The organism is Pseudomonas sp. XWY-1, from assembly GCF_002953115.1.
GTDB lineage: Bacteria > Pseudomonadota > Gammaproteobacteria > Pseudomonadales > Pseudomonadaceae > Aquipseudomonas > Aquipseudomonas alloputida.
On sequence record NZ_CP026332.1, the window covers coordinates 4668528 to 4684767 of the forward strand.

Genomic DNA, 16240 nt, shown 5'->3' on the forward strand with positions numbered 1-16240 from the left:
CGTCAGGCTTTCAACGCCTTCTTCGGATAAATGTCATACCGGCTCGACTTGCCTTCCAGGCTGTGGCTCGGCTTCGGCCCGTCGATGATCGGTGCCTTGCGCGGGCGCTTCACCACCACCCGGTGGCTGGCCAGCGCCAGGGCGGCTTCAAGCAGCGCAGGGGCATCCGGGTCATCGCCCACCAAAGGCCGGAACACACGCATTTCCTTTTTCACCAGGGCGCTCTTGTCGCGGTGCGGGAACATCGGGTCGAGGTAGATCACCTGCGGCGCCTCCCCTTCCCAGGCGCGCATGCGCTCGATGGCGTTGCCGGTCAGCAGACGCATGCGCCCGACAATCGGGCCCACCTCTTCATCCGCCCGGGCCCGCGCCAGGCCGTCCTCCAGCAGCGCGGCAATCAGCGGCTGGCGCTCGATCAGGGTCATCTGGCAGCCAAGGCTGGCCAGCACGAACGCGTCCTTGCCCAGCCCCGCCGTGGCATCCAGTACCTGCGGCCGGATACCTTGGGCAATGCCCACGGCCTTGGCGATCATCTGCCCGTTGCCGCCGCCAAACTGGCGGCGATGCGCAGCCTGGCCTTCGACGAAGTCCACACGCACCGGCCCAGGCGCCTGCGGGCCCAGTTGCTGAATCTGCAAGCCGTCGACGCCCACCTGCACAGCGAAGGCGGCGGTATCGTCCTGCAGCGGCAGGCCCAGGCGTTCAGCCCACGCCCTGGCCTGTTGCGCATACTCAGCTGTAATCGCCTCGACCCTGATACCCGTGCCTTGCTCTTCCATCGTTCACACCCGAAAAATCAAACCAAGCCCTTAATGAATCGGCAGCCACGGCCGATACAGGCAATATCCCGCTATTCTGCCAGAGCACAGCGCGCACGACTGCCATGTCAGATACTCTTCCCATCGGCTTGACCTATTTGTCGCCCGTCGGCAACTACAGTCAGCACAACACCCAGGCACTCGGGGGCGTCAGCCACCTGTGGCAGGATTTCTTTGCCCGGGCCATGGCCGAGCAGCAGGAAGAGCCCGTAGACGGCGTCAGCCAGTCGTTCGTGCAATACGACCAGGACAGCGGCGAACCCATCGGCGGCGCCCGTGCACTGGCCTTGATCGACGCCCAGCGCGCCTGCCCGGTGCACGACACCATCGTGGCGCCACCCGAACCGTTGTTTCTGCCCAAGGCCGAACTTGAAGCCAAGCTGCTGCCGCCCGCCCCCGAGCCGTTCAGCGCCATGGAACTGATCGAGCAACAGCGCCAGCTCGACATCAACAACAGCTGGCTGCGCCCGGTGGTGATGAACCAGGGTCAGCCGATCGCCGAACCCGGCCCTGGCCCCACGCCACGGTCACTGTTCCTACCCATCGCCGAGCTGGAAAGCAACCTGCTGGACCCGGCCCCGGAACCGTTCGACGACGCCACCCTGGCCAAGCAGCAGAATGACCTGGCGTTCGACATCCACTGGGCGCGCCCAGTGGTGCTGAACAACGTGCGCGCGTACGCCTGAGGCTAACGACAGATCTGCCAGCGCCCCATGTCCAGGTGAAAGTGGTTGCGGTGCGCAGCGTTGTAATCCGGCCCCAGTACCGTGCTGAAGCTCTCGCAAGCGGCCTGCTGCACCTGACGCAAGAATTCCGCCTTCTGCCCGCCCGCCTGCCAGTCACGCGCCAGGATAATGCGCTGGCCGTCCTTCAGGCGAAAACCGCTGATGTCCAGCGCATTGGCCGTGGCGTGCTGGCTCAAACGGCCCTGCTTGCGGTGGTAGACGTTGCGGCAGGCAAAGCTGCCCAAGTGATCGACCTGCGTCACCGGTTGCCCAAACACTTCCTGCGCCGCCGGCTGCAAGCCATGGTTTTCGAACAGTGCATAGGCCACCGCCAACGGGCAACTGGCCAGAAAGCTGCTGCTCAGCCGCGCCTGGCCGCCCTCGATGCGCCATACGTTCTGCAGCGGGCAGTTGGCCGACGCCGGGCTGTCGGCTTGTGCCCGGTAACGCAGGTGGCTGGTTTCCAGCGCCTGCCGGCACAGCGCTGGGTCATCGCGTAGGCGCGACAGTTTGTAGGGGGTCAGCAGGTTGGGCGGCTGGCGTACGTCCAGCGGCGCCCAGGGGTTCCATGCGGCAGGCAGGCGCCAGCCGAAGTGCCAGGCCAGGCCGGCCACCGTCAGCAGGCCGGCCAGTAGCGCCAGCAATGCCCGCATCAGCGACGGAACAGGTCGTTCAGCTGGGCAAACGGCATGGTCTGCTCACCGTAGCCGAACGTGCCCTCATCGCGAATTTCCTGCGCGGCCCGGTAGAAGGCCCCGAGCGCAGCACGGGCCAGCGACGAGCCAACGCTGACGCGGCGCACGCCCAGGTCCTGCAACTGGTTGACGCTCAGCGGCACGCCCGCCATGCCCATCAGCACATTCACAGGGCGCGGTGCGACTGCCTGCACCACGGCACGGACTTCCTCCACGGTGCGCAGCCCGGGGGCGTAGAGCACGTCGGCACCGGCTTCGGCATAGGCTTGCAGGCGCAGGATGGTGTCGTCGAGGTCCATGCGTCCGTGCAGCAGGTTTTCTGCCCGGGCGCACAAGGTGAACGGGAATGGCAGGCTTCGCGCAGCCTGCACAGCGGCGCGCACGCGCTCCACAGCCAACCCGAAGTCATAGATGGGCGCATCACTGCGGCCACTGGCATCTTCGATGGAGCCGCCCACCAGGCCAATTTCGGCGGCACGCAGAATGGTCTGGGCACAGTCTTCGGGCAAGTCGCCAAAACCGTTTTCCAGATCGGCGGCCACCGGCAGCGCGGTGGCATCGACGATCTCGCCGGCATTGTCCAGTGTATCGTCCAGGCTCAAGGCGCCTTCGGCGTCTGGCCGGCCCAGGCTGAAGGCCAGGCCTGCACTGGTGGTCGCCAGCGCCTCGAAACCCAGGCTGGCGAGCAACTTGGCGGAGCCGGCATCCCACGGGTTGGGGATGACGAACGCGCCGTCGCGCTCGTGTAACGCCTTGAAGGCCTCAGCTCGCAGGGTTTGCACATCCATGGTTCAACCTCCGGCAGTCAGGGAAAGGTCAGAGTAGCCCCAATTGTTCGACCTCAGGGGCGCGCGGCAATTCCGGCAAAGGTGCCAGGCCCGGCAGGCGTGCCATCAGGCGTTGATGGAAGCGCTGGGCCAGCGCCGCAGCCAGGCGATTGTCCGAGGTGTGCAGGAAGATATAGGGATTGCGGCCTTCTTCGATCCAGGCGGCGACTTTTTCTACCCAAGGGCTAAGGAAGGTGTGATTGGCCTCCAGTTCCGGATGGCCAATGAAGCGAACCTGCGGGTGCTGGCTGAAGGCTGCCGGCCGCGGAGGCACCTTGGGCTTCTTCGACTGCGCATGCAGCACGGCTGGGTCGCGCGAGGTGCAACTGAACAGCGCACGTGGGTCGAGACAGATGCGCTCCACACCGCGTTCGTGCAGCAGGCGATTGAGCAGGCGCTCTTCCTCACCCTTGGCAAAAAAGGCCTGGTTGCGCACTTCCACAGCCACGGGCACGGCAATCTGATCGAGGAAGTGACAAAGCTCACCCAGGCGCGCCGGGCCGAACTGGGCCGGCAACTGCAGCCAGTAGGGTGATACGCGCTGGCCCAGCGGGGCCATCAGCCGAGTGAAGTCGAAGGCAGGTTCAAGCTGGTCACGCAGGTCGCCCTCATGGCTGACATCCCGCGGAAACTTGGCAGTGAAGCGAAAGTGCTCGGGCATGACCTGCGCCCAGCGGGCAATGGTGCCGGGAGCGGGACGTGCGTAGAAAGTGGTGTTGCCTTCGACCGCGTTGAACACCTGGCTGTAGAAGCCAAGCATTTGATTACTGTTGGCGTCAGCGGGGTACAGGTAGTCGCGCCAGGCGTTTTCGCTCCACGACGGGCAACCGAGAAAGTAAGGCAGTGGTGAGGGATTCATCCATCAAATGTACAGGTCGAGCCCCAGTACTTCCATGTCCCAGTCAGTAAAGCCGGCAGTGCTCAGGTAGCTGGCCAGTGCGGTGGCGGTGCGGCGGTCACGGGCGCGAGGGAAAACCATGTCCTGCTGGCGGGCTGGCAGGCCACCACCAGGGCGGCGGGCGGTGGCTTCCTGCGGGGCGGCCTCTGCCTCCTCGATCACCTCGGCATCGTCGATGGCCTCGTCACGCACCGCTGCTTTGCGCGAGGTGCGCTTGAGCGGGTAGGACTGCGATGAGAAACCGTCGATACGCATGGCATGAGCACTCAGGACCAATGATGGCAATTTAGCAGCATCAGGGTTCCGTCGCTAATGCTTGAGTGATAACTGGACCACAGATCGCGCAAAAGGTTTTAGCGTGTTCGGCGATAACCGACGAACAGCACTCAGTGCTTCTTGGGCGTGGCTACATTATCGCGCAGATAAACCGGTTGCGCCTGCTCGGCGACGATTGCCTCGCCACGGGCCCAGGCAAAGGTGGCCAGGCTGAGAATGTCCAGAGCATTGGGCAAGGCAGCCGGGTTGCTCGCCGCCACCTGTACCGCCAGGCGCTCGGCGTAGCCCCACCCGGTACCGGCACCGAACCACTCGCCATTGCTGCCTGCCGGTAGCGCCACCTGCTCGGGCGGCAATACGGCTTCACGGCCGACCAGGCACATTTCACCCGCCGTGGCCTGGTAGCAGCCCCAGTACACTTCATCCATGCGCGCATCGATGGCAGCGGCCACCTGCTGCACGCCCTGCTCGCGCAATGCACCCTGGGCCAATGCGGCCAGGTTGGACACCGGCAGCACCGGGCGTTCGAGGGCGAAGGCCAGGCCTTGCACAACACCGATGGCAATACGCACGCCGGTGAACGCGCCCGGGCCACGGCCAAAGGCAATGGCATCCAGCGCATTCAGTGCCACGCCAGAGTCGGCCAGCAGTTGCTTGATCATCGGCAGCAGCTTCTGGGCATGCATGCGCGGGATCACCTCGTAGTGGCTGGTCACCTTGCCGTCATGCAGCAGCGCGACGGAACAGGCTTCGGTGGCGGTATCCAGGGCCAGCAGGGTGGTCATCGAACGGGTATCCAGGTGCGAATGAAAAAGAGCGGCAGTATAGAGCAGCAGCGGCGTTGTGTCCTGAGGGGGCGCTGTGCGGCCTACAAACGACAACGGCCCGCAAGCGGGCCGTTGTCGAGGTGCCTCAGGCGCCGGATCAGCTCAGGGCTGCCAGGACCTTGGCGGTGATGGCTTCAACCGAGCCGACACCTTCGATGTGGCTGTACTTCGGCTTGCCGCCATTGGCAGCCGACAGCTTCTGGTAGAAATCCACCAGCGGCTTGGTCTGGCTGTGGTAGACCGACAGGCGATGGCGAACGGTTTCTTCTTTGTCGTCGTCACGCTGGATCAGGTCTTCACCGGTCTCGTCGTCCTTGCCTTCCACTTTCGGCGGGTTGTACTGAATGTGGTAGGTACGGCCCGAGGCCAGGTGCACGCGGCGGCCAGCCATGCGGCCGACGATTTCTTCGTCGTCCACGGCAATTTCGACCACGGCATCGATGTCGACACCGGCAGCGACCATGGCTTCGGCCTGTGGGATGGTGCGTGGGAAGCCGTCGAACAGGCAGCCGTTGGCGCAATCAGGCTGAGCGATGCGCTCCTTCACCAGGCTGATGATCAACTCGTCGGAGACCAGCTGGCCGGCATCCATGACTTTCTTCAGCTCCAGGCCCAGCGGGGTGCCAGCCTTGACGGCGGCACGAAGCATGTCACCGGTGGAGATCTGTGGAATACCGAACTTTTCGGTGATGAACTTTGCCTGAGTACCTTTACCGGCCCCGGGAGCTCCCAGCAGAATTACGCGCATCTCGTGCTCCTCAAATTTTTTTATGAAATTCAATGGATTCGGCGACCAGGGCCAAGTCCGGAAAATCGGGTATGACCATAAATCGGTCAGAAGGCTGCTCAAGATACACAGCGCCCGGCAGCCAGACAAGCGTCCCAAAGTTGCAGGAATGCGCCACTTGCGGCTGACCGGGCAGGCGGTTGCGCCAGGCGCAACCACCCTCCCCGTCATAGTGCCGGGCCTGTATGGCACGCGCCAGACATGACCCGGGCTTGCCCTTAGCCGGTGTTGCGCAGCCCGGCGGCAATACCCGCCACGGTCACCAGCAAGGCCTGCTCCAACGGGCTGTCCAGAGCGGCTTCGCGGCTGCGCGAGCGGGCCAGCAACTCTGCCTGCAGGCGGTGCAACGGGTCCAGATAGGTATTGCGCAGGCTAATGAATTCCAGTGTCTCGGGGCTGTGCGCCAGTAGCACCGGCTGCCCGGTCAGGCCCAGCACCACCTGGCATGACTGCGACAATAGGTCGCGCAGGTGCGCACCTAAAGGACGCAGGTGCGGTTGCACCAGACGTTCGTCGTAGGCCTCGGCAATTTGCGCATCGGCCTTGGCCAGCACCATTTCCAGCATATCGATGCGGGTGCGGAAGAACGGCCATTGCTCGCGCATCTGTGCCAGCAACTCACCCTGACCACGGGCCAAGGCATTGGTCAGCGCCGTTTCCCAGCCCAGCCAGGCCGGCAGCATCAGCCGGGTCTGGGTCCAGCCGAAGATCCACGGGATGGCCCGCAGGCTTTCGATGCCCCCGGCGCGACGTTTTGCCGGGCGGCTGCCCAACGGCAGGCGCCCCAGTTCCTGTTCTGGCGTCGACTGACGGAAGTACTCGACGAAATCGGGATTCTCCCGTACCACGCTGCGGTAGGCCTGGACACCATCGGCGGCCAACTGGTCCATCACTTCACGCCAGGCCGGCTGCGGGGGCGGTGGTGGCAACAGCGTGGCTTCAAGCACGGCAGCCAGGTACAGGTTGAGGTTTTGCTCGGCAATGCCCGGCAAGCCGAACTTGAAGCGGATCATTTCACCCTGCTCGGTGGTGCGGAAACGCCCCGCCACCGAACCCGGTGGCTGCGACAGGATCGCGGCATGGGCCGGGCCGCCGCCTCGCCCGACCGTACCGCCACGGCCGTGGAACAGCAGCAGCTCGACCTGATGCTCGGCACAGATGCGCACCAGGTTTTCCTGAGCCCGGTACTGCGCCCACGCAGCAGCCGTGGTGCCGGCGTCCTTGGCCGAATCGGAGTAGCCGATCATCACTTCCTGCGGGCCGCGCAGGCCCGCGCGGTAGCCCGGCAGGCCAAGCAGGCGCTGCATGACCGGGCCGGCGTTGTCGAGGTCGGCCAGGGTCTCGAACAGTGGCACCACACGCATGGGGCGGGTCAGGCCGGCTTCCTTGAGCAACAGTTGCACCGCCAGTACATCCGAGGCGGCACCGGCCATGGAGATGACGTAAGACCCCAACGAGGCGGCCGGCGCGGCGGCCACTTCCCTGCAGGTCGCCAGCACTTCGGCGGTGTCCGCTTGCGGCTTGAAATGCGCAGGCAGCAGGGGCCGGCGGTTTTTCAGCTCGGCCTGGAGGAACGCGATGCGCTGCTCCTCATCCCAGTCGGCGTAACGCCCCAGGCCCAGGTAATCGGTAATCTCGGTCAGCGCATCACGGTGGCGGGCAGCGTCCTGGCGTACGTCCAGGCGGCCCAGGAACAGGCCGAAGGTCACCGCACGACGCAAGCAGTCGAGCAGCGGCCCCTCGGCGATCACGCCCATGCCGCATTCGTGCAGTGACTGGTAGCACAGCTCCAGCGGCGCGATCAGCTCGCGGTTGTCCACCAGCACGTCGGCACCGGCCGGTTGGTTGCTGGTCAAGGCCGAATGCGCCCATGCGCGTGTCGCACGCAGGCGGTCGCGCAGTTGCTTGAGCACTGCGCGGTAGGGTTCGGCGCTGTCGCCAACCTGTTTGCGCAGGGCGTCGTTGGCCTGCTGCATGGACAACTCGGCGGCCAGTGCATCAATGTCGCGCAGGAACAGGTCGGCGGCCATCCAGCGCGCCAGCAGGAGTACTTCGCGGGTGACGGCAGCCGTCACATTGGGGTTGCCATCACGGTCCCCACCCATCCACGAGGCAAAGCGGATCGGCGCGGCCTCCAGCGGCAGGCGCAGGCCAGTGGCCTCCAGCAGGGCCTTGTCGACCTTGCGCAGGTGGCTGGGGATGGCATGCCACAGTGAATGCTCGATCACTGCGAAACCCCACTTGGCTTCGTCTACCGGCGTAGGCCGGGTACGGCGGATTTCCTCGGTGTGCCAGGCCTCGGCGATCAGCCGCCGCAGGCGCTCGCGCACTTGCTGGCGTTCTGCCGGGGTCAGGTCACGATGGTCCTGTGCGGCCAGTTGGCCGGCGATCGCGTCGTACTTCTGGATCAGCGTGCGGCGGGCCACTTCGGTGGGGTGTGCGGTGAGCACCAGCTGGATATCGAGCTTGGCCAGTTGCCGGGCCAGGGCATCGTTGCTGTGGCCGGCCTGCTTCAAGCGCCCCAGCAGCTCGGGCAGTACCTGCGCTTCGAATGGCTCGGGCTGGTCGGCGTCACGGCGGCGGATCAACTGGTACTGCTCGGCCATGTTGGCCAGGTTGAGGAACTGGTTGAAGGCCCTCGCTACGGGCAGCAGGTCTTCTTCGGCCAGGTCCGCCAGGGTCGAGCTCAGCTGCTCACCCGGGCCGCGACGGTCGGCCTTGGCACTGTGGCGGATGTCCTCGATTTTCTGCAGGAACGCATCGCCATGCTGCTGGCGAATGGTTTCGCCAAGCAGCTCACCCAACACATGGACATCTTCACGCAAACGCACATCGATATCGGTCATTGGCGCTCTCTCCGTTACATCCCTATCAGCCTCAGCGCGCCCTGTGCAGGAGCGAGCGGTATCCCCCAAGAGTGCCCACAGCCGAACGACGATGGCAAGCCGTGATCGGCCAAACCAAACTAAAGTGAAAGCACAGCACTCCCATGCAGTGCAGCCTTTCCAGGCGTCAACAGAGGTCATCATGAAAATCCGTGAACTCGCCCAGCACTGGGAACAGAATGCCGCCGGCACCCTCAGCCGTACCGGTCATGTCCTGCACCTGGACCTGGAGTCCGAAGCGCGCCTGGCCGCGCTGATCGACATGTACCCCAAGCGCACCGCCGAAGAACTGCTCGGCGAACTGGTCGCCGCCGCCCTTGAAGAACTGGAGGCCAGCTTCCCCTATGTACAGGGTCGCCAGGTCATCGCCACCGACGAAGAAGGCGACCCGTTGTACGAAGACGTTGGTCCTACGCCGCGCTTTCTCTCCCTGTCCCGCCAACACCTGCACAACTTGAGCAACGCGACAGTCGACAGCGACAAATAATCCTGCGCGCCAGCATTCCGGGCCTGCTCAAGGCCCGGAATACCGCTCCAGCCTGGGAAAGTTCCAGGCAAATCGCACTGACCGATCAGTCAGAAATAGTTATCCGATCACGGCGCTTTTTTCTGAACTATTCGAAAAACCTTCGAGTCGGAGCCAATAGCCATCACGCTAAAACCCTGCACACTGCCCTCGTGCACCGTTGAACTGAAGCGCGCGGTTATGTCAGGGATTGAGCGATGGACTGCTACGGACATCGTCGTTATCAGGAGTGATCCAATGGAGCTGACCACCATGAAGACCCGCACTAGCAAACTGTCATCCACTCATGTGCGCGGGTTCAAGCTGGCCGCGCTGGCGCTGGGCAGTAGCCTGGTCCTGGCCGGCTGTGCGGGCAATCCGCCCACCGAGCAGTATGCCGTCACCCAGTCCGCCGTGAACTCCGCCGTCAGCGCTGGCGGTACCGAGTTCGCTGCCGTTGAAATGAAAGCGGCTCAGGACAAGTTCAAGCAAGCCGAAATCGCCATGCACGACAAGAAGTACGACGAGGCCAAGCGCCTGGCCCAACAGGCCGAGTGGGATGCCCGCCTCGCCGAACGCAAGGCCCAGGCAGCCAAAGCCCAGAAGGCCGTGCAGGATGCCCGCCAGGGCGTTCAGGACGTACGTGAGGAAGGCCTGCGCAGCGTTCAGTGAGCCCTGCCCCGCCAACCTTAGCCTTCGCACACGATCAAAGGATGAACACTATGCGCAAACACGTCATGATTCCCGCCCTGCTGGCCCTGAGCGTCGGTCTTGCTGCCTGCTCGCACGATCCGAATGCCAATCTGGAAGCGGCCCGCACCAACTTCTCCTCGCTGCAGAGCGACCCGCAAGCGAGCAAGGTCGCGGCACTGGAGACCAAGGACGCCCAGGACTGGCTGAACAAGGCCGACAAGGCGTACATGGACCGTGAAGACGAGAAGAAAGTCGACCAACTGGCCTACTTGACCAACCAGCGCGTCGAAGTGGCCAAGCAGACCATTGCCCTGCGTACTGCCGAAGCTGAACTGAAAAACGCCTCGGCCCAGCGCGCGCAGGCCAAGCTGGATGCCCGCGACGCGCAGATCGCCAAGCTGCAGGACAGCCTCAACGCCAAGCAGACCGACCGCGGAACGCTGGTGACCTTCGGCGACGTGCTGTTCGACTTCAACAAGGCCGAACTCAAGAGCAGCGCTTACCCGAACATCACCAAGCTGGCCCAGTTCCTTCAGGAAAACCCGGAACGCAAGGTGATCGTCGAGGGCTACACCGACAGCGTCGGCTCGGCCAACTACAACCAGACACTGTCCGAACGCCGCGCCAATAGCGTGCGCATGGCACTGGTACGTGCCGGGGTAGATCCGGCGCGTATCGTTTCCCAGGGCTATGGCAAGGAGTACCCGGTAGCGGACAACTCGAGCAACTCGGGACGTGCGCAGAACCGTCGGGTGGAGGTGACCATCTCCAACGACAACCAGCCGGTGGCACCACGCTCGGTGAGCCAGGTTCAGCGCTAAGGCTGGCTAGCTGAAAGGACAAGCCCCGCGATCGACGCGGGGCTTTCTTTTGGTTCTTCACGGAATCCCGGGAAAGACAGAAACAAGAACGCCGGTTTGATGGATGATGTTCGTGCGAGCAAACACATCAACAAACCGGCGTTCTTGTGCACGATATTAATACGTTTCTGCCCTTTTGGGAGGGCTTTTCTGTCATTGCCATCAGGCCTGACGGCGACGATCTGCTGATCGACCTGATTCCGCAGCCCACTAGGTTCCCCACCTGCAGCGGCTGCCATCAGCCCAGCACCGCCATCCACGAATACTGCCAGCGTTCGATCCGTGATCTCCCCATTCTTGGCCATGCGGTACGGTTGAATGTGGAACTGCGGCGCGTTGGGTGTCGCGCATGCGGCAAGCGGATGGAGTCAGTCAGCTGGCTTGATCGCTATTCGCGTATGACCCAGCGCTTGGCCGAGGCCGTGATCCAGGCTTGCCAGCGGCTGCCTACCCTGCACGTCGCTGAGCTGTTTGACTTGCATTGGGACAGTGTGCGCTTGCTGGAGCGACGAGCTCTACAAGCCGCTCTAGAGAAGCTACCAAAGGCCCAGCCCAGGCGCCTGGTGATGGACGAGTTCGCCCTGTTCAAAGGCCATCGCTACGCCAGCGTGGTGCTGGACGCCGATACCCGCCGGGTTCTGTGGATTGGCGAAGGACGTAGCAGAGCGGCTGTCAGGCCCTTCTTTGAGGAGTTGGGGCCAGAAGGCTGTGCGCGGATCGAAGCAGTGGCGATGGACATGAACACCGCATTTGACCTGGAGGTACGCCAACACTGCCCTCAGGCACGCGTGGTCTACGACCTGTTTCATGTAGTCGCCAAGTATGGGCGCGAGGTGATTGACCGGGTACGGGTCGACGAAGCCAACCGTCTGCGCCATGACAAACCCGCGCGCAGGGTGATCAAGCAAGCACGCTGGCTACTGCTGCGTAATCCGGAAAATCTCAAGCGAAAAGATCAACAGGTGCACCTGAGGGATCTGCTGTCGGCTAACCAATCGCTGATGACGGTTTATCTGATGAAAGCAGAGTTAAAAGCGCTGTGGTCGCCCACCACCGCCTGGGGTTGGCGATCAGCCTGGAAGCAGTGGCTGCGTCTGGCTGATGAAAGCGCGATACCGGCACTGAAGCAGTTTGCTAAACGCCTGAAGGGATACTGGCGCGGCATCTTGAGCAGGGTGCGATGGCCGATGCATACGGGCCAGCTGGAAGGCATCAACAACCGGATCAAGGTGATCAAGCGGATGGCTTACGGTTACCGGGACAGCGAATTCTTTTTCATGAAGATCAAGAATGACTTTCCCGGCAATCCGTGAAGAACCTTTCTTTTGCCTGTTCTGGCCTCTTCGCGGGCACGCCCGCTCCCACAGGTACGGCGCCAGTTTCGAGTTTTGCGCGACCCTGTGGGAGCGGGCGTGCCCGCGAAGAGGCGAGTTCAGGCAGCAAGGAAATGGCTCACTGCACCTGCTGCGGTGTTTCTTCGCCCATGCAGCGCACCGCGCGCTTGCGGTTGTCCACCAGCACGCCGGTCAGGCCTTTCTGTTGGGTGTCGAACAGCACCAGCACGCCGTCGACGCACTGGGCCACTTGCGGCGCCGGGTCCAGCGATACCTTGTAGTCCTCGCCGGGGATGGTCTTGAGCATGGTGAAGTCCTGCAGCAGCAGGGCATCTTCGGGCTTGGCGAAATGCAGGTAACCGTAATACCACAAAGCCCCTACCGTCACGATGATGCTGCCGACGCCGGTCAGGATCAGCGGGATGGCGTTGCGTTCTTCACTCATTGCTTGTTCTTCTCGTCAGGGAAATTGGGCACTTCGGCAAGCCGCCGCAGGCCGTTGAAATGGCTGGGATCATCGAGGAACCGCAGCATCACCTGGCGCCAGGTAGGGTCGGCGAAGGTCTGCACGTGCCCCCCTCGGGTCAGTTGCAGCACCCGCGGTGGTGGCGCGTGCTGATACAGGCGGATGCCGTTGTCCATCGGCACCAGGTTGTCGTCGATGCTGTGGAAAAACAACTTGGGCGGGCTGCTCAATCGCTCGATCGAGCGGATCGCGCTGTCGCCGTCCGGCACCAGCCACGACAGCGGAACCTGCAATGGCCAGGTCATCCAGGAAGTGCTGAGCGCAAAGCGCCCCACCGCGCGGTAACTGGCCGGCACACCATCGAACACCAGGGCGCTGAAGCGCTGACGCTGTTCGGGGTGGGCCGCCAGGTAATGAATGGCCATGGCACCGCCCAGGCTCTGCCCCAGCAGTACCAGCGGCTTGCCCTTGACCTCGGGCGCCTGCTGCAGCCAGGCCATGGCTGCAGCAATGTCCTGGTAAACCTCCGGCAGGCTCGGCTGGCCCTGAGACAAGCCATAGCCGCGGTAATCGATCATCAACACCTGGTAGCCCTGCTCCGGCAGCCAGTAGCTACCCCCCAGGTGCCCTGGCAGGTTACCGCCGTTGCCGTGCAGGTGCAGCACCGTGCCCTTGACCTCGACCCCGGCCTTGGCTGGCAGCCACCAACCGTGAAGGCGGATGCCATCAGCAGTGGTCAGCGTGACATCGCGGTATTCCAGCTTGGCACGCTCAGGGGTGAAGGCCTGACCACGCTCGGGGTAGAACAACAGGCTGCTGCAGCCGCCAAGGCTCAGCAGGACCAGGCCGAGGACGAGCAGGCGGCAGTGCTCAGAGAATGTTCGCGTAGTCGGCTTCAATGCGATCCAGGCTCAGGTGGTTGAGGAAGTTGGAGAAGCACATCCAGGCCGACAGCGCACTCAGGTCGCGGAACTGTTCAGGCAGGTACTTGGGCGGCTCGACCAACCCTTCCTCGACCAGTTGGCGCAGGGTCCGCATGTCTTCCAGGGTGGTCTTGCCACAGAACAGCAACGGGATCTGTTCCAGTTTGCCCTTCTTCACGGCCAACTGAATGTAGTTGTAAACCATGATGAAGCCCTTGAGGTAGGACAAGTCCTTGGTGAATGGCAGGCCGTTGGGCACCGAGCCGCGGAACACCCGGCTGGCGTTGCTGTAGCTCTGCGCCATCTCGAAGCCCTGCTCGCGGAAGAAACCGTAGACCTGCATGAAGTCTGCCCCCTCCTCGACCATGTGGATGGCACGGGTGCGGTTGGTGAGCTTGCGCAGGCGGCTGGGGTAGGAGGCAAAGGCGATCACCTCCATGAGAATCGCCAGGCCCTCCTGGGTTACCGTCGACGATGGCGGGCCTTTGGCCAGGAAGGTGCAGATCGGCTGGTTCAGGCCATTGAGCGTGGTACCGACATGCACCAACCCTTCGTGCACCTCCAGGGCGCGCACATCGCGGGCGTTGAACATGGCATCGGCACGCACCTTGATGTAGTCGGCACCGGCTGCGGCGTCGGCGACGATACCGTCGGACTCGAACACGCGAATGGTCCCTTCGGCCTCGCCGAACACGTTGTTCAGCCGGTGCTGGAGGATCTCCACCGCCTCCTTGGCGGTGAGATTCTTTGGCTCATCCTTGAGGTCACCACGGCCATCGATGTTGTTCAGGTAGTCCGACAGCATCAGGCCAAGGTCGGCCAGGGTCGGGTCACCGGCGTGGAAGGCATCCGAGGCGGCGCCGTACAGCTCCTGGGAGATCAGGCCGAAGTCCTCGGTACCGCGTGCTTCAAGCATGCGCACCACCATGCGGTATTCGCGGCACATGCGCTTCATGATCTGCCCGACCGGGTTGAACTGGCCCAACTGGCGAATGATGTCGCGCTCGATGCCCTGGAACTCGGCCTTGACCGCGCTGGAGTCGAACGACAGCGGGCGCGATTGGTAGTAGGCGCGATCAACCGCCGGCGGCTCCTTGCCCTTGGCCTTGAGAAAGCCCTGGCGGATGTTGTCGTCCCACTTCACCGCGTCCAGGACCCGGATAGGCGTCTGTGCTGCGACGATGCGGTCGGACAGGGCGCGGATGGTTTGCTGGTATTCGTCCACCGGGAACTCCTTTCTAGTACACGAAACCTGTACCGGCCTCTTCGCGGGCAAGCCCGCTCCCACAGGGGCACCACAGGATCAGATACCTGTGAAATACCTGTGGGAGCGGGCAAGCCCGCGAAGACGCCAACACGGTCATTTGCCCGAGCGCTGGAACCGCGCCACTTCGACGAACAGGTCGGAGTTGGCCGGGTCGTCCAGGTAGGCCAGCACCCGCGCCGCCGGGCTGTCGATCAGCACGCCGTCGCCGTTGTCCTCCGGCACTTCGGTACTACGACCGCTCAGTTCCTTCTTGTCCACCGCCTGCTGTACCTGCTCGACATCCAGGTTGTAGACCACCAGTTCCTTGCCATCGACGATATCGAAGCCGCCAATCAGGAAATTGCCGCCCAGGCGCTTGGGCACGCCAGCCGACAAGTACCAGCGGTTGCCGTGGCGTGACACGGTGAACACGTACTCTTCAGGCGCCTTGCCCTTGGCCGTGGCCACTGCCTTGTAGGCGTCGCCACCGCTACGGCTGATCACCAGTTTCAACGGCTCTCCCCAGGCGTCCTTGCTGCTCCACTTGCCGAGCAAGGCCTTGGGCGCTGCCTGGTTGCTGGGCAAAGGCTCATGGAAGGTCACCAGACAACCGCCCAGCAGCAGGAATGACAAAGTCAACAACACCACACGCCAGGCTCTCATCAGGTTCTCCTTGAAAAGGTCGTTCTCGGCTCAGGCCGATGCCAGCACCAGCTGCAGGTATCGGGTAAGCATAGCGAGCATCTGCCCATCGGCTTGCGCATTCGCTTGCTTGAGCAGGCCTTGATATTCCAACTGCTCGATAATCGCCGTCAACATCTGTGCATCCTGCTCCGGCTGCCGCGAACCCACGACCTGCAGCAATTGCCGGGTGCCGTGCAGCAGGATCTGCTCATGAGCGCACACCAGCTCAGCCAGTCGCGGGCACAGCAATGCTTCCTGGCGGAAAGCCTGCTCGGCCATCAGGAAGTCACGGCGGTTCAGCAGTTGCCGCTGAACGTAGTCGGCGGTCATGCGCGCCACCTCGTCAGCCAGCCGCGCCCGGGCCTGCGGGCTGCCATCGCCCTGTGCCAGCAACTGGCGCAACACCACCTCGGTGTTGGCCCACAGCTTGGCCATGTAAGCCGCACTGCGCTCGACGTACTGGGCAAAGGTATCGGTGAGCAGGTCCTCGATGTCCTTGAAGTAGTAGGTGGTGGCCGACAATGGCACGCCGGCCTCGGCGGCCACTGCCCGGTGGCGCACACCGCGCACGCCATCGCGCACGACAATGCGCATGGCGGCATCGAGAATCAACTGGCGACGCTGTTCGCTGCCTTGGCGGGCAGTCTTGCGGCCTTGGTATTGCACGCTTTCGGCGACGGCGGTGGCGATGCCGGCGGCGCCTTGGTCAGGCATGGCGGGTGTCACGGGGGATACCTCATGGGCGTGTTTCGTCAGTGCTGGCCCCTTCGCGGGTAAACCCGCTCCTACAA

18 protein-coding genes are annotated in these 16240 nt (G+C 63.5%); 5 read left to right on the forward strand and 13 right to left on the reverse strand.

All coding sequences use genetic code 11. The annotated features are described in order from the left end of the window. Positions 1 to 2: 2 nt before the first annotated feature. The gene (locus tag PRJ_RS21795; protein WP_104962442.1) at positions 3 to 779 is read right to left on the reverse strand and encodes a class I SAM-dependent methyltransferase; all 777 of its coding nucleotides are present in this window, start codon (positions 777 to 779) and stop codon (positions 3 to 5) included. A 104-nt stretch (positions 780 to 883) separates the two neighbouring features. Here PRJ_RS21795 and PRJ_RS21800 point away from each other — a divergent pair, with 104 nt between their 5' ends. Then, positions 884 to 1504: a hypothetical protein gene (locus tag PRJ_RS21800; RefSeq protein ID WP_010952603.1), complete on the forward strand. Its 621-nt coding sequence runs from the start codon at positions 884 to 886 to the stop codon at positions 1502 to 1504. 2 nt (positions 1505 to 1506) lie between these two features. Here PRJ_RS21800 and PRJ_RS21805 read toward each other — a convergent pair whose 3' ends face one another. The 7 genes from PRJ_RS21805 to ppc all read right to left on the reverse strand — a co-directional run bounded on the left by PRJ_RS21805 (position 1507) and on the right by ppc (position 8699). Next, the gene (locus tag PRJ_RS21805) at positions 1507 to 2196 is read right to left on the reverse strand and encodes an extensin family protein (protein ID WP_104962443.1); all 690 of its coding nucleotides are present in this window, start codon (positions 2194 to 2196) and stop codon (positions 1507 to 1509) included. Then, the gene (locus PRJ_RS21810; RefSeq protein ID WP_104962444.1) at positions 2196 to 3026 is read right to left on the reverse strand and encodes an oxaloacetate decarboxylase; all 831 of its coding nucleotides are present in this window, start codon (positions 3024 to 3026) and stop codon (positions 2196 to 2198) included. Before PRJ_RS21810 ends, PRJ_RS21805 begins: the two co-directional genes overlap by 1 nt. Positions 3027 to 3054: 28 nt before the next feature. Next, positions 3055 to 3924, reverse strand: coding sequence for a DUF72 domain-containing protein (locus PRJ_RS21815; protein ID WP_020192467.1), 870 nt, complete (start codon positions 3922 to 3924; stop codon positions 3055 to 3057). A 3-nt stretch (positions 3925 to 3927) separates the two neighbouring features. Then, the gene (locus tag PRJ_RS21820; protein ID WP_014592161.1) at positions 3928 to 4218 is read right to left on the reverse strand and encodes a hypothetical protein; all 291 of its coding nucleotides are present in this window, start codon (positions 4216 to 4218) and stop codon (positions 3928 to 3930) included. A gap of 131 nt (positions 4219 to 4349) precedes the next feature. Next, positions 4350 to 5024, reverse strand: a complete 675-nt coding sequence (gene tsaB / locus PRJ_RS21825) for a tRNA (adenosine(37)-N6)-threonylcarbamoyltransferase complex dimerization subunit type 1 TsaB (RefSeq protein WP_014592162.1) — start codon at positions 5022 to 5024, stop codon at positions 4350 to 4352. Between the two features lie 139 nt (positions 5025 to 5163). After that, positions 5164 to 5814: an adenylate kinase gene (adk, locus tag PRJ_RS21830; RefSeq protein WP_004575467.1), complete on the reverse strand. Its 651-nt coding sequence runs from the start codon at positions 5812 to 5814 to the stop codon at positions 5164 to 5166. 257 nt (positions 5815 to 6071) lie between these two features. Next, positions 6072 to 8699, reverse strand: coding sequence for a phosphoenolpyruvate carboxylase (gene ppc, locus PRJ_RS21835; protein ID WP_104962445.1), 2628 nt, complete (start codon positions 8697 to 8699; stop codon positions 6072 to 6074). Between the two features lie 181 nt (positions 8700 to 8880). Between ppc and PRJ_RS21840 the strand changes: the two genes are divergently transcribed. The 4 genes from PRJ_RS21840 to PRJ_RS21855 all read left to right on the forward strand — a co-directional run bounded on the left by PRJ_RS21840 (position 8881) and on the right by PRJ_RS21855 (position 12109). Then, positions 8881 to 9225 carry a hypothetical protein gene (locus PRJ_RS21840; RefSeq protein WP_021785939.1) on the forward strand — a complete coding sequence of 115 codons (345 nt, stop codon included), beginning with the start codon at positions 8881 to 8883 and terminating at the stop codon, positions 9223 to 9225. 276 nt (positions 9226 to 9501) lie between these two features. Further along, positions 9502 to 9915 (forward strand): DUF4398 domain-containing protein, encoded by a 414-nt coding sequence (locus PRJ_RS21845; RefSeq protein ID WP_020190164.1) that lies wholly within the window; start codon positions 9502 to 9504, stop codon positions 9913 to 9915. Positions 9916 to 9965: 50 nt separating this feature from the next. Beyond that, on the forward strand, positions 9966 to 10757 hold the full coding sequence (locus PRJ_RS21850) for an OmpA family protein (protein WP_020190165.1): 792 nt from the start codon (positions 9966 to 9968) through the stop codon (positions 10755 to 10757). Between the two features lie 146 nt (positions 10758 to 10903). Beyond that, entirely contained in the window at positions 10904 to 12109 is a 1206-nt protein-coding gene (locus PRJ_RS21855; RefSeq protein ID WP_104960601.1) for an ISL3 family transposase, read from the forward strand. Positions 12110 to 12248: 139 nt separating this feature from the next. Here the strand turns inward: PRJ_RS21855 and PRJ_RS21860 are convergent, their stop codons facing one another. The 5 genes from PRJ_RS21860 to PRJ_RS21885 form a co-directional block, all read right to left on the reverse strand. Continuing rightward, on the reverse strand, positions 12249 to 12575 hold the full coding sequence (locus tag PRJ_RS21860; RefSeq protein ID WP_003252219.1) for a hypothetical protein: 327 nt from the start codon (positions 12573 to 12575) through the stop codon (positions 12249 to 12251). Beyond that, positions 12572 to 13495, reverse strand: a complete 924-nt coding sequence (locus PRJ_RS21865) for an alpha/beta hydrolase (RefSeq protein ID WP_020190166.1) — start codon at positions 13493 to 13495, stop codon at positions 12572 to 12574. Before PRJ_RS21865 ends, PRJ_RS21860 begins: the two co-directional genes overlap by 4 nt. Continuing rightward, positions 13467 to 14744 carry a flavohemoglobin expression-modulating QEGLA motif protein gene (locus tag PRJ_RS21870; RefSeq protein ID WP_003252215.1) on the reverse strand — a complete coding sequence of 426 codons (1278 nt, stop codon included), beginning with the start codon at positions 14742 to 14744 and terminating at the stop codon, positions 13467 to 13469. The genes PRJ_RS21865 and PRJ_RS21870 overlap by 29 nt, the downstream gene beginning before the upstream one ends. Positions 14745 to 14879: 135 nt before the next feature. Further along, positions 14880 to 15428 (reverse strand): hypothetical protein, encoded by a 549-nt coding sequence (locus PRJ_RS21880; protein WP_104962446.1) that lies wholly within the window; start codon positions 15426 to 15428, stop codon positions 14880 to 14882. 30 nt (positions 15429 to 15458) lie between these two features. After that, a complete protein-coding gene (locus PRJ_RS21885; protein ID WP_003252210.1) occupies positions 15459 to 16163 on the reverse strand; it encodes a TetR/AcrR family transcriptional regulator in 705 nt (234 codons plus the stop codon). Between the last annotated feature and the right edge of the window lie 77 nt (positions 16164 to 16240).

Coding starts and splice junctions, on each gene's coding strand:
- PRJ_RS21795 (WP_104962442.1), bottom strand. CDS start 779: ATGGAAGAGCAAGGCACGGGTATCAGGGTCGAGGCGATTACAGCTGAG.
- PRJ_RS21800 (WP_010952603.1), top strand. CDS start 884: ATGTCAGATACTCTTCCCATCGGCTTGACCTATTTGTCGCCCGTCGGC.
- PRJ_RS21805 (WP_104962443.1), bottom strand. CDS start 2,196: ATGCGGGCATTGCTGGCGCTACTGGCCGGCCTGCTGACGGTGGCCGGC.
- PRJ_RS21810 (WP_104962444.1), bottom strand. CDS start 3,026: ATGGATGTGCAAACCCTGCGAGCTGAGGCCTTCAAGGCGTTACACGAG.
- PRJ_RS21815 (WP_020192467.1), bottom strand. CDS start 3,924: ATGAATCCCTCACCACTGCCTTACTTTCTCGGTTGCCCGTCGTGGAGC.
- PRJ_RS21820 (WP_014592161.1), bottom strand. CDS start 4,218: ATGCGTATCGACGGTTTCTCATCGCAGTCCTACCCGCTCAAGCGCACC.
- tsaB (WP_014592162.1), bottom strand. CDS start 5,024: ATGACCACCCTGCTGGCCCTGGATACCGCCACCGAAGCCTGTTCCGTC.
- adk (WP_004575467.1), bottom strand. CDS start 5,814: ATGCGCGTAATTCTGCTGGGAGCTCCCGGGGCCGGTAAAGGTACTCAG.
- ppc (WP_104962445.1), bottom strand. CDS start 8,699: ATGACCGATATCGATGTGCGTTTGCGTGAAGATGTCCATGTGTTGGGT.
- PRJ_RS21840 (WP_021785939.1), top strand. CDS start 8,881: ATGAAAATCCGTGAACTCGCCCAGCACTGGGAACAGAATGCCGCCGGC.
- PRJ_RS21845 (WP_020190164.1), top strand. CDS start 9,502: ATGGAGCTGACCACCATGAAGACCCGCACTAGCAAACTGTCATCCACT.
- PRJ_RS21850 (WP_020190165.1), top strand. CDS start 9,966: ATGCGCAAACACGTCATGATTCCCGCCCTGCTGGCCCTGAGCGTCGGT.
- PRJ_RS21860 (WP_003252219.1), bottom strand. CDS start 12,575: ATGAGTGAAGAACGCAACGCCATCCCGCTGATCCTGACCGGCGTCGGC.
- PRJ_RS21880 (WP_104962446.1), bottom strand. CDS start 15,428: ATGAGAGCCTGGCGTGTGGTGTTGTTGACTTTGTCATTCCTGCTGCTG.
- PRJ_RS21885 (WP_003252210.1), bottom strand. CDS start 16,163: ATGCCTGACCAAGGCGCCGCCGGCATCGCCACCGCCGTCGCCGAAAGC.